This is a genomic window from Actinomadura sp. GC306, from assembly GCF_004348665.1.
In the GTDB taxonomy this organism is placed as follows: domain Bacteria; phylum Actinomycetota; class Actinomycetes; order Streptosporangiales; family Streptosporangiaceae; genus Spirillospora.
Map to the genome: position 1 here is coordinate 1 of NZ_SMKM01000204.1, position 12,208 is coordinate 12,208.

The window sequence follows — 12,208 nt, forward strand, 5'->3', positions numbered from 1 at the left end:
CAGGTGTTCTTCAGCGTCTTCAGGACGCCCGGGTCTCCGGCGGTGCAGTCCGGGCCTACGACCCAGACGTTCCACTTGCCGGACTCGTCGCCGCGGGCCGCGATGACGTACGCGGGCCTGCCCTCGTAGGACGCCTGGTCGACGAGCTCCGGGGCCTGCCCCTGGGTGACGGCGGAGACGCAGCCCCTGAGCCGTGGATCGGCCGGGTCCGCCGCGCGGCTCAGCCGCCCGCTGTCCAGGAGTTCGGTGACCTGGGAGCCGAGCTCGCCGGCCCGGTAGTCGGTGCCGCTGCGGGCGACCTCGAAGGCCGGGGCCGCCGATGGGGCGGCCGCCTTCGGCTGCAGGTCCGCCGAGGCGGAGTTGTCCTGCGGTGGGGTCGCCGCCGTGCCGTCCTCGCCGTCCGCCCCGTCCAGGGCGATCGAACCGACCACCGCTCCGCCGCCGACCACGACCACCGCCGCCGCGGCGGCCGACAGGATCCGCCAATGCCGCCTTCCGCGCCGCTGCTCCATGCTCACCACGGTGGCCGTGTTCAGCGACTCCGCGGCGATCGCGGTGTCGATGCGCTCGGCCAGTTCGGCGGGCATGGACGGCACGGGTGCCTCCGCCAGGATCCGGGACACGTCCGCAAGGTCGGCGGACAGGTCACGGCATTCGGCGCAGGTGTCGAGGTGCGCGCTGACGGAGGCGGCTTCGTCGTCTTCGAGCAGTCCCTCGGCCAGGTCGGCCAGGACGTCGTAGTCACAATGTGCGGGGTTCACTTGGGCATGCCACCTCCTTCCACACCTCCGACGTTTTTGTGTTCCCGTCGGTTCCGGTGGTGAACGAGAAGCGGCGCGAGCCTGGCGCGGCCCCGCGCGCACCGGCTCTTGATCGTTCCGGGTGGGACCTCCATGACCTGCGCGGCGTCGTCGACGGAGTAGCCCATCATGTCGACGAGGACGAGGGCGGCGCGCTGCTCGTACGGAAGCTGCTGCAGCGCCCTGCTGACGTCCAGGGACACGCCGTGCGCGTCGGTCGGGTCGGGCATCTTCGGCGCGACGGCGTCGAACGTGGCGTCGTCGCCCATCGGCGTCGCCGGGCGGACGGACTTGCGCCTGATGCGGTCCAGGCAGGCGTTCACGACGATCCGGTGCAGCCAGGTGGTGACGGCGGCGTCGCCGCGGAACCGTCCGGCGGCGCGGAAAGCCGAAAGGCAGGCGTCCTGCAGCGCGTCCGCCGCCTCCTCCGGGTCGCCGATGGTCCGCAGGGCGACGGCCCACATGCGGTCGCGGTGGCGGTGCACGAGTTCGGCGAACGCGTGCGGGTCCCCCTGGGCGTGGCGGGCGAGGAGCTCCTTGTCGGGGACCTCGTCGACGCGACGCGTGCTCACCGATGTCATGGGCGGCCGCTTTCGTGTTCTGGACGCCCGGTCGGCGCGGGGCGTCCACGACCGGCTGCTGGGGAATGCACCACAGGTTCCTGGAGAGCGCGAGGGGACAATCTGCTCACAGGCACGATACAGACATGCGCCGCTCCCCGTCACAGCTCAGGGGCACGGTGCGAACGGAGATCAGCCCGCCGCGCCGTAGACGGTGACCTCGCCCAGCCTGCCCTTGGCGGGCGACGAGGGCAGCTTGGTGAACCACACGAGGACGTACTGCCCGGTGACGTGCGGGCTGGCGGTGATGGTGACCTCGTCGCCGTTGGGGGTCTGCTGCCCGACCGCCTTCAGGCCGCTCAGCGACTGCGAGTCGCCGACCCTGACCTGCAGCGTCCCGCCGGTGACCGGCGAGTGGATCTTGACGTTGGCGATGTCGACCGGCTTGCCCATGTCGAGCAGCACGCCGAGGCCTTTGGAGTAGTTGCCGAAGTTGGCGTCGGCGTACCGCTGGGTCGCCCACTCGCCGCTCGGCCGGCCGTCGATGACGGTCTCGATGTCGTTGCCGATGGCGGTGTCCTGGTTGGTGGGGAGCGAGTCCTGGAAGGGGGTCGCGTTCTGCGCCTTCAGCTTCACCACGGACGGCTTCGGCTGCGTGCTCTGCTGGGCCTGGTCGGTCTGGCCGCCGTCGTTCGGTTCGCCGCCGCCGCTGGACAGCGCCCAGACGCCGATGCCGACGATGACGGTGAGCGCCGCCGCGGCGACGCCGATGAGGGCGCGGTTGCCGAGCGGCCCGGCGCCGCTGCCGCCGCCGTGCGCGCCGCGGCGCCGCGCCGGTGTCGTGCGGGTGGACGACGAGCCGGGCGGCGCGTAGTCGGCGTGCTGGGCGCGGGTCCGCGGCGGCGGGACGTGCGACGCGTGCGCCGTCCGCTCGGACGCGGACGGCTGGTCGGGCCGGGTCGTCGTCGACGCCGGACGGCGGGGCGCGGGCCGCGGGGTCGGCGGCTGCGCGCTGCCGAGCCCGGCGAACAGCGGCAGCGGGGTCCGCGGGACGCCGCGCAGCGCCTTGGCCAGGTCGGCGGGGGTCGCGAGGGGCTCGGCGGGGCCGATGCCGAGGCAGCGGCACACGATCGCGTCGACCGCGTGCGAGATCCCGGCCTGGACGCGCCGGGGCGCGAGCGGGACGCCGTCGGCCGCGGGCGCGGCGGGCAGCGCGGACCCCTTCTCGGGGCCGGGCCAGTGCGCGGTGAGCGCCGCGTACAGCATCCGGCCGAGGCCGCGGACGTCGTCGCCGCCGGGGTCGTCGGAGTGCATGTCGCCGAGGACGGCGTTGGTCGCGACACCGAGGAGCTTCACGGTGCCGCCGGTCGTCCAGACGAGGTCGCGGGGGGTGAGGCACAGGTGCGACAGCCCGGCGGCGTGTGCGGCGGCGATGGCCTCGGCCGCCTCGTACAGCAGCGTCGCGGCGCGGCCGGGCTCCAGCGGCGCCTTGGCGAGCATCCCCTCCAGGGTCTCGCCGGCGACCCACTCGGAGACGACGTAGGCGCTCTCGCCGCTGTCGTCGGCGTCGAACACCTGGGTGAGCCGCGGGTCGGTGAGCCGGCTGGCGGCGCGGGCGGAGGTGACCACCTCGCCGATCCGGGGGAACTCGGGGTCGAAGGTGCGGACGGCGACGGCCCGGGCGAGGATCTCGTCGATGGCCTTCCAGAGGCACGATCCGCCTGAGTCGCTGATGCGCTCCTCAAGCCGGTAGCGGCCGGCGAGACGTGTGCCGGGCTCGATGATTGACGTGCTCACGGCAGCGTCCTGCACAGGTGGTCAGATCCCATGTTAGTGGCGTGGCAGCTTACGCCTCCGACCCTCCTCTTTGCGTTCCCCAGGGTGTCGCCCCGCAAGCCGTAGTCCCCCACATGGTAGTGGCTACTCGCACGAGTGGCCCGCCTTATCGCCGCGCGTCCTTTTTACTTTGCCTCGCTTCGCGGGCGCGGAGGTCAGCGGCCGGGCAGTTTCCGGGCGAAGGTGGAGACCGCCATCTGGACCTCCTCGACCCGCAGGAGCTTCGCGAAGACGAGGTACAGCACGCCGCCGCCGGCGGAGCCGACGACGAGCGTGACGAGCGCGGGAAGCAGGGTGGAGGTGTCGGCGAGGGCGTCGGCGACGGTGTGCGCGGCGTACGCGAACCCGATCAGCGGCCAGAGCGCGACGAGGAGCTTCAGGTGGCCGCCGACGATGCGGCGCCCGTCGATGCCGCCCAGCTTGCGGCGCAGGACCAGCCAGGAGGTCAGGGTGCCGACGACGTTGGTGATCGCGAACCCGCCGGCGATGCCGACCACGATCCACTCGACGTCCAGGACGCTGTAGGCGGTGAACGCCATGATGATGTTGGTCGTGACGGTGACCATGCCGATCAGCGCGGGCGTCCGGGTGTCGCGGTGGGCGTAGAAGACCCGCAGCATCAGCTGGTAGACCGAGAACGGCACCAGCGCGATCGCGAACATCTGCATCACCCGCGCGATGACCAGCGCGTCGTCGGCCGAGGTGTTCCCGTGCGCGAACAGCACGGTGGTGATCTCCGGCCCGAGCACCAGCATCAGCGCCGCCGCCGGCATGATGATCAGCGAGGAGAGCCGCAGCCCGGTGGAGAACGCGGCGCGCACGTCGGCGGTCTTGCCCTCGGCGGCGAACCGGCTCATCCGCGGCAGCAGCGCGGTGATCACCGAGACGCCGACGATCGCGTACGGCAGCTGGAAGAGCTGGTAGGCGTTGAAGTACGGGGTGTATCCGTAGCCCTCGCCGGCGCCGGCGTCCACGGCGCGGTTCCCGGCGCTGTTCGACAGGGCCGTCACGACGGCGAGCGCGGCCTGGGTGGCGACGACGTACACGAGCGTCCAGCCGGCCAGCCGCCCGACCTCCCCGATCTCGCCGCGCTGGAAGTTCAGCCGCGGCCGCCACCGGAACCCGACCCGGCGCAGCGACGGCCACAGCGCGACCGTCTGCAGCACGATCCCGCCGGTGGTGCCCAGGGACAGCAGCAGCATCTGGCCGTCGGTGAGGCTGGACGGGGTGACCGGCCCCGCGGTGATCGCCAGGAACGCGCCGCCGACGCCGATCACGACGATGTTGTTCAGCACGGGCGCCCACATCGGGGCACCGAAGCTGCCGCGGGTGTTGAGGATCGCCCCGGCGAACGCGCCGACGCCGTAGAAGAACAGCTGCGGCAGGAAGAACCGCGCGAACAGGATCGCGACGGCCCGCTGGTCGCCGGTGAAGCTGCCCGCCAGGATGTCGATGAACAGCGGCGCGCACAGCACCGCGACCACGGTGAGGACGGCGAGGCCGATCACCGCGAGGGTGAACACCCGCTGCTCGTACTGCTCGCCGTACTCGGGGTCGCGTTCCTTGGCCCGCACCAGCAGCGGGACGATGACGCTGACGAGGATGCCGCCGAGCAGCAGGTCGTAGATCTGGTTGGGGACCGTGTTGGCGGTGTTGTAGGCGTTGGCGAGCATCCCGGTGCCGAGCGCGGCGACGATGACCGCCGTCCGCAGGAACCCGGTGACGCGGGACGCGAGCGTGCCCACCGCCATGATCGCGCCGGAGCGCAGCAGGCCGCCGCCCTTGGCGGGCTCCCCCGGGGCGTCGCCGGGGGGCGCGCCTGCCGGCGGTTCGCCGCCCTTCCCTCCGCCGGGGAGGGGTAGGTCAATCGCGGTCTCCGCCGGAGGGGTCCCCGCCGCCGGTGGTGCGGCGGCCGGGGGAGTTCCCATCGGCTGCGGGCTCGGGCTCGGGTTCGGATATCCCGTCCCCATCGGCTGCGGTGCCTGTCCCGGGTGCCCCGTTCCCGGCGGGGTCGGCGGGGGAACCTGGGGGGCGCCCTGTGGTGGATGGGCCTGTGGTGGATGGGCCTGTGGTGGGTGGCCCGGTGGTGGATGGCCCGGTGCCGGGTAGCCCTGTCCCGGAGAGCCCGGGGGTGGGTAGGCCGGGCCCGGCGAGCCCGGCGCCGGGGAACCCGTACCCCTGCTCTCCCGTCCCGGGGGGCGTCCCTGCTGGTCCCGCTCCGTCACCGGCTGCCTCCGCTTTCCGGCGGCGCCTTGCTCTGATGGCCCGCACTCCGACGCCCACGAAGAGTACGGCAAGTCCGCCGCCGGTGATGAGCAGTGCGATGCGCCCGTATCCGGTCGTGACGACCGTGATGGTCTCGCCGTCCCCGAGCGTCCGGCCGCCGGAGTCCGGGATCGCCAGGTCGAGGCGGACGCGGAAGTTCCCGTTGCCCGCCGCCTGCGCCGGGATCCACCGCTGCGCCCGCTCGCCGGGCCGCAGCTCGATGACCGCCTCCTCCGGCTCCAGCTGCGCGAGCTGGAGTTTCGCGGTGTTCTCGGACGTCGCGACGAGCCGCACCTTCACCGACTGGTCGTGCAGCGTGTTCTCCACGAGCACCGGCAGCTTGCCGGAGCTGCCCCCCATCAGCACCCGCTTGTTCTTGGTGGTGACGATGCGGACCTGGCTCATGTCGTCGTCGAGCTGGAGCGTGAGCGCGTTGCGGGCCTGCTTCGCGCGTCCGGGCATCGCCCGCCACGACACCGACGTCAGGCGCAGCAGGGCGCGCTCGTAGGAGATGTTGATGTCGTTCGTCATCACCTCCCGGAACGTCGCCGCGCGGCGGGCCGTCGTGCGGATCTGCGCGAGGTGCGCGTCGCCCAGCTCGAAGCGCTCGAACGAGTCGGGGTAGCCGTTGAACGCCCTGGCCTGCGGGGCGGCGGACTCGATGTCGTCCAGCGGCAGGTCGCGGAGCCAGGCGGCGTCCCCGGTGTACTTCAGCAGCTTCTCCGCGAGGCCCGGCGCCGGGTTCCAGTGCCGGTCGGGCGCGACGACCACGCTCCGCTGCTGGTTCGGCGCCTCCGCCGCGATCATCGCGGTCTCGGCGAGGAACCGCTGCTCGGTCAGCTGCGCGCCGTAGGACGTCTCCGAACCCTCGCTGACGATCTTGTTGAGCTTCTCGTCGAACAGCAGGGCGCTCCGCTCGCCCGCCCGCGTCCGCACCCGCGTGGTCGCGTTCGGCAGCTCCCCCGTCTGCGGCGGCTGGAACTGCGAGCTGCTCATGAGGAACGACCCGCCGTCCTTCAGCGCGTGCCCGGCGAGCTGTTCAAGCGTTCCAGGGCCGCCCGCGCCGTACACCGGCCAGGCGACGCCGGCGTCGGCCGCCCGGCCGAGGACCTGTGTCGCGACGCCGGTGTTGCGCTCGGCGAACGCGAGGCCGATGTCGCGGGGCATCTTGTGGCGGATGAGGGCGACGACGTCGGGGTCGCCGTACGGCAGGGTGAAGTACGGGTCGCCCTTGGACGCGTTCTTCAGCGCCGCCAGCCACGACGCCGCGACCGTGCTCTTCTCCTTCTGCGTCGCCTTCGGGGCGCCGAACGGCTGCACGGCGTACTTCCCGGACGCCATGCGCTGCGCGTCGTCGAGCAGCGCCGGGTCGATCCCCCACGTGACGGGGGTGTCGGTCGCGGCGGCGGCGTCGACGAGGGAGCCGAGCCGCCCGTCGGGCGACATGTCGCCCGTGAGCGCGTCGTCGAAGAACGCCCGGTCGCCCGTGCGGTGCATCCGGTCGACGAGCGGCCACACCCAGCTGACCGCGACGGGCTTGAAGTGCCGCTGCTTCGGCATGGCCGTCAGGAACGTCGTGAGCCCGCCGACCACCTGCTGCGCCGGGTTCAGCACCTCGACGCCCACCGGGTACACGCCCGGGGCGCCGGTGGGGATGTTCAGCCGCAGCGCCTTGGCGGTGGTGCGGAACGTCCATTCCTGTGTCGCGCCCGGGGAGGCGACGCTCGCGAGCGGCTGCTGGGGGCCCACGTTGGGCAGCAGGTTCGGCTGGCCGGTCGCGAACTGGTCGAGCTGGCTGCGGCTGAGGACAGGCTGGGCGCTGTAGCGCAGCCGCAGCGTGAGGCCGGCGAGCTGGTCCCCGGTCCGGTTCTTCGCCAGCCCCGAGATCTCGATCTTGGAGTCGGCGCGGACGGTCTTCGGGCCCACCTTCGTGAGCCCGATCCCGACCTGCGCCCGCTTCTTCGCCTGCGCCGTCGCGGGGGGCGCGGCCGTGGCCGGGGGCGTCAGGGGCGCCGGTGCCGCCAGCGCGAAGCAGGGCAGCAGGGCGGCGAGCGCTACCGCACGTCCGACGCGTCTCACGCCGCATCCGCCCAGGCGCCGCCGAGCGCCGGGCCGACTCCACAAGCCGCACCGGCCACGCACCTGGCCGCCTCGGACCGGCGGGCATCCGTATCCCGCACCACGGGGGGAGTTTATTCCATCGCCCTTGGCGGTCAGGCCCTAGAGGTCCTCTGGTGTGCGCTCGGCGGCCGGTGCGATTTCTGCCGGTGCGTCCTGGCGGGTCAGGAGACGGAGTGGGGGGTCTTGGGGGCGGTGAGGTCGGCCGGCTCGGCGTGGGTCAGGGCGTAGAGGGTGCGGGCGCGGATGCCCAGGGCGATGGAGGCTTCGCCCGTCGCGGTGTAGACGACGTCGTCGGACGGGAGGGCGTCCATGACGCGCTGGTCGATGAGCACCGGCATGTCGTCCGGGAGGAGCAGGGGGCAGACGAGGTTGGCCGCGTACTGGGTCACGGCGTTGACGATGTCCGGGTGGGCCGGGCGGAGGGTCTTGGCTCCGACGGCGGCGCGGACCGCGTCGGCGGACGGGCGGCCTTCCGCGGGGACGATCACGCCGGTCAGGAAGCGCCGGGCGCCGAAGGGTCCGTCGCAGGAGTAGACGCGCGTGACCAGGCACCGTTCGGGGGGCAGGCCGAGCGCCCTGGGGAGTTCGTCTGCGTGGGCGAGTGCGAAGGGCAGCCGCACGATCTCGTGGACGGCCTCCCATTCGAGCAGCGCGCGGTGGATGGTCAGAGCGTCCTTCATCTTCGGCTCCATCCCGCGGGGGTCGCCCCGCTCACCCCCGTGCCTGGTGATCCCTGTGGCCCCCTGCATGGCATTCTGCGAGGGATATCCCCACATACCCGAGACGTCCGGTTTAACCCTCGCCATACGTCGTGCAAAAACAGCCGCGATGCGCCTCAGCCGCACACGCGGCGGACCGTGGCCCTGTCGTGTCCCGCTACCGTTGTCGTGCGGAGGGCTCACCGGCGGTCGCGATGGCGTCATCGGGGTGTCCAGAACGTAACCCGGGGATCGCGGCATGTGAAGGGTCCCGTCCTCCTTCGGCCCCGCAAGGATTCGCGCGCGGGCCCCGCCGATCATCGGAAAGTCCTTTGTCAGCCCGTCTCGCAAGGAAATACGCTCGATGGCCGTGCCCAACCAGAACGTGACACCCGAGTCCTCGCGGCGCACCGCGATCGCCGAGCTGCTGCGTCCGATCGCGCCCGTCGCCGACGAACTCGGGGCCCGGTTCGCGGCGGCCGGGCACGAGCTGGCCCTGGTCGGCGGTCCCGTCCGGGACGCGCTGCTGCGCCGCCCGACCAAGGACGTCGACCTCACCACCGACGCCCCGCCCGAGCGCACCCTGGAGATCATCCGCGGCTGGGCGGACGCGCACTGGACGATCGGCATCGAGTTCGGCACCGTCGGCCTCCGCAAGGACGGCGTCGAGCTGGAGATCACCACCTACCGCAGCGAGTCCTACGACCCGAAGTCGCGCAAGCCGGTCGTGTCGTACGGGACGTCCCTCGAGGAGGACCTCCGCCGCCGCGACTTCGCGGTCAACGCCATGGCGGCGCGGCTGCCCGGGCACGAGTTCGTCGACCCGTTCGGCGGGCTCACCGACCTGCGGGACAAGGTCCTGCGGACGCCCGGCAAACCCGAGGACTCGTTCGGCGACGACCCGCTGCGGATGATGCGCGCCGCCCGGTTCGCCTCGCAGCTCGGCTTCACCGTCGCGCCGGACGTCGTCCGCGCCATGACGGACATGGCCGCCCGCATCGAGATCGTCTCCGCCGAGCGGGTCCGCGACGAGCTGTCGAAGCTCGTCTGCGGCCGGTACCCCCGGCAGGGCCTCGCGCTCCTGGTGGACACGGGCCTCGCCGCGCACGTCCTGCCCGAGCTGCCGAAGCTGCGGCTGGAGATCGACGAGCACCACCGGCACAAGGACGTCTACGAGCACTCGCTGATCGTCCTGGAGCAGGCCATCGCGCAGGAGGAGGACGGGCCCGACCTCGTGCTGCGGCTCGCGGCCCTCCTGCACGACATCGGCAAGCCGCGCACCCGCCGGTTCGAGCCGGGCGGACGGGTCTCGTTCCACCACCACGAGGTCGTCGGCGCGAAGATGACCCGCAAGCGGCTGACGGCCCTGCGCTACCCCAAGGACGTCATCGCCGACGTGTCCCGGCTGGTGGAGCTGCACCTGCGGTTCCACGGCTACGGCACCGGCGAGTGGACCGACTCGGCCGTCCGCCGGTACGTCCGCGACGCCGGGCCGCTGCTGTCCCGGCTGCACAAGCTGACCCGGGCCGACTGCACGACGCGCAACCGGCGCAAGGCCGAGCGGCTGCGCCGCACCTACGACGACCTTGAGGAGCGCATCGAGCGGCTGGCGCAGGAGGAGGAGCTGGCCGCGATCCGCCCCGAGATCGACGGGAACGAGATCCAGGAGATCCTCGGGATCAGGCCCGGCCCGCTCGTCGGCAAGGCGTACCGGTACCTGCTCGACCTGCGCCTCGACCGCGGCGTCATCGGCAAGGAGGCGGCGGCGGAGGAGCTGCGCCGCTGGGCCGCCGCCGAGGGCATCGTCCCGGCGGAGGGACGCGGCGAATGATCCCGCTGCAGCTCGGGCGGATGAGCCCGCGGGAGACCGAGCGCATGCTGGAGTTCGACCGCGAGCACATCTGGCACCCGTACGCGCCGATGCCCGCGCCGGCGCCCGTCCTGCCCGTCGTGTCCGCGGCCGGGGTCCGGCTGACGCTGGCGGACGGCACCGAGCTGATCGACGGGATGTCGTCGTGGTGGGCGGCGGTGCACGGCTACAACCACCCGAAGCTGAACGCGGCCGTCACCGGGCAGCTCGGCAAGATGGCGCACGTGATGTTCGGCGGGCTCACGCACCCGCCCGCCGTCCGGCTCGCCGAGCGGCTCGTCGAGATCACCCCGGAGCCGCTGACGAAGGTGTTCTTCGCCGACTCCGGCTCCGTGGCGGTCGAGGTCGCGATCAAGATGGCGCTGCAGTACTGGCGGTCGCGGGGACGTCCCGAGCGGCACCGGCTGCTCACCGTCCGCGGCGGCTACCACGGCGACACGTTCGGCGACATGGCCGTGTGCGACCCGGTCAACGGCATGCACCACCTGTTCCGGGACGTCCTGGCGGAGCACGTGTTCGCGCCGGCGCCCCCGCTCGGCTACGCGGCCGACCCCGAGCAGGCGTACCTGGACGAGGTGTCCCGGCTGGCCGCCGAGCACGCGGGCGAGCTCGCCGGGATCATCGTGGAGCCGGTCGTCCAGGGCGCGGGCGGCATGCGCTTCTACGCGCCCGAGTACCTGCGGCACCTCCGCGACATCGCCGACGAGCACGGCATCCTTCTCATCCTGGACGAGATTGCGACCGGTTTCGGCCGGACGGGAGAGCTGTGGGGCTGCGACCACGCCGAGGTCGTCCCCGACATCATGTGCCTCGGCAAGGCCCTGACCGGCGGTTACCTCACCATGGCCGCCACGATGTGCACCGACCGGGTCGCGCACGGCATCACGTCGGGGGAGGCGGGCGCCCTCATGCACGGCCCGACCTACATGGGCAACCCCCTCGCCGCCGCCGTCGCTTCCGCGTCCATCGACCTGCTGCTGTCGCGCGACTGGCGGGACGAGGTCGACACCGTCGAGGCGATCCTCACCGCCGAACTGCACGACGCCGCGGACCTGCCCGGTGTCGCCGACGTCCGCGTCCTCGGCGCCATTGGCGTGGTCGAGGCGCGGGAGCCGGTGGACGTCGCGTCCGCGCAGGAGATCGCCATGGCGCACGGCGTCTGGCTCCGCCCGTTCGGCAAACTCGTCTACACGATGCCGCCGTACGTCTGCACGGACGACGAGGTCCTGCACATCGCCGCCGCGCTCCGCGCCATCGCCGAATCCCTGTGAGCGGACCGCGTCAACGCAGCGCCCCGGCCGGCCTGCGCGTCGTCGCCGACCAGTAGGCGACCGCCCCCACGACGTACGCGGCGCCCACCGCGAGGAGGGTGCCGCCGGCGCGCCCGTCGACCGGCAGCCACGTCGCGGCCGCCGCCGCGGCAGCGGCGAACACCGCGTTGAAGAGCATGTCGTAGACGGCGAACACCCGGCCCCGGTAGGCGTCGTCGACGCCCTCCTGAAGCGTCGTGTCGACGCACAGCTTCACGCCCTGCGACACGACGCCCAGCGCGAACGCGGCCGCCGCCCAGGGAGCCACGGCGAACGGCAGGCCCAGCGCCAGCAGGATGACCGCCGCAGCGGCGAACAGCACCGTCACCCACGCCCGCTTGCCGATGCGCCGCACCACCGCCGGCGTGACCAGCGCCGCGGCGAAGAACCCGGCGCCGGACACGCCCAGCATCAAGGCGAACGTCTCCAGCCCCTCGTCCGGATCGTCGGCGAAGTGGTTCCGGCACAGCAGCAGCGTCATGATCAGCACGACGCCGTAGAGGAACCGGTGGAAGGAGATCGCGCCGAGCGCCAGCGCCGCGTCCGGGCGCCGCCGGAGGTGCCGGACGCCGTCCGCCAGGCCGTCCAGGACGACCCGGATCCCCTCGACGAGCCGCGGCGCGCCGGGCCGGTCGCGTCCCGCCTCGGCGCCTTCGGCGGGGTGCGGCCCCAGCAGCCGTTTCGGCAGCAGCGTCGCGATCGACCCCGCCAGCAGGAACAGCCCCGCCGCCGCCACGAGGATCAGCGC

9 protein-coding genes are annotated in these 12,208 nt (G+C 72.8%); 2 read left to right on the plus strand and 7 right to left on the minus strand.

Annotated features, from left to right (window positions below; translation table 11 throughout):
• The 6 genes from E1200_RS24135 to E1200_RS24160 all read right to left on the minus strand — a co-directional run.
• A partial coding sequence (locus E1200_RS24135) for a zf-HC2 domain-containing protein (protein WP_131954357.1) occupies positions 1–761 on the minus strand: 761 nt, incomplete at its 3' end.
• A complete protein-coding gene (sigM, locus tag E1200_RS24140) occupies positions 758–1,381 on the minus strand; it encodes an RNA polymerase sigma factor SigM (RefSeq protein WP_131954358.1) in 624 nt (207 codons plus the stop codon). The genes sigM and E1200_RS24135, both read right to left, overlap by 4 nt.
• A 171-nt stretch (positions 1,382–1,552) precedes the next feature.
• Positions 1,553–3,157 carry a protein kinase family protein gene (locus tag E1200_RS24145; RefSeq protein ID WP_131954359.1) on the minus strand — a complete coding sequence of 535 codons (1,605 nt, stop codon included), beginning with the start codon at positions 3,155–3,157 and terminating at the stop codon, positions 1,553–1,555.
• Between the two features lie 194 nt (positions 3,158–3,351).
• Entirely contained in the window at positions 3,352–5,124 is a 1,773-nt protein-coding gene (gene murJ / locus E1200_RS24150; protein ID WP_131954360.1) for a murein biosynthesis integral membrane protein MurJ, read from the minus strand.
• Positions 5,060–7,540: a DUF6049 family protein gene (locus E1200_RS24155; RefSeq protein WP_131954361.1), complete on the minus strand. Its 2,481-nt coding sequence runs from the start codon at positions 7,538–7,540 to the stop codon at positions 5,060–5,062. The genes murJ and E1200_RS24155 overlap by 65 nt, the downstream gene beginning before the upstream one ends.
• A gap of 203 nt (positions 7,541–7,743) precedes the next feature.
• Positions 7,744–8,262 (minus strand): YbaK/EbsC family protein, encoded by a 519-nt coding sequence (locus E1200_RS24160; protein ID WP_131954362.1) that lies wholly within the window; start codon positions 8,260–8,262, stop codon positions 7,744–7,746.
• Between the two features lie 382 nt (positions 8,263–8,644).
• Here E1200_RS24160 and E1200_RS24165 point away from each other — a divergent pair, with 382 nt between their 5' ends.
• Positions 8,645–10,111: a CCA tRNA nucleotidyltransferase gene (locus tag E1200_RS24165; RefSeq protein WP_131954363.1), complete on the plus strand. Its 1,467-nt coding sequence runs from the start codon at positions 8,645–8,647 to the stop codon at positions 10,109–10,111.
• Positions 10,108–11,421 carry an adenosylmethionine--8-amino-7-oxononanoate transaminase gene (gene bioA / locus E1200_RS24170; protein ID WP_131954364.1) on the plus strand — a complete coding sequence of 438 codons (1,314 nt, stop codon included), beginning with the start codon at positions 10,108–10,110 and terminating at the stop codon, positions 11,419–11,421. The genes E1200_RS24165 and bioA overlap by 4 nt, the downstream gene beginning before the upstream one ends.
• Before the next feature lie 10 nt (positions 11,422–11,431).
• Here the strand turns inward: bioA and E1200_RS24175 are convergent.
• Positions 11,432–12,208 (minus strand): MFS transporter (locus tag E1200_RS24175; RefSeq protein WP_131954365.1); only part of this gene is annotated, 777 nt, incomplete at its 5' end.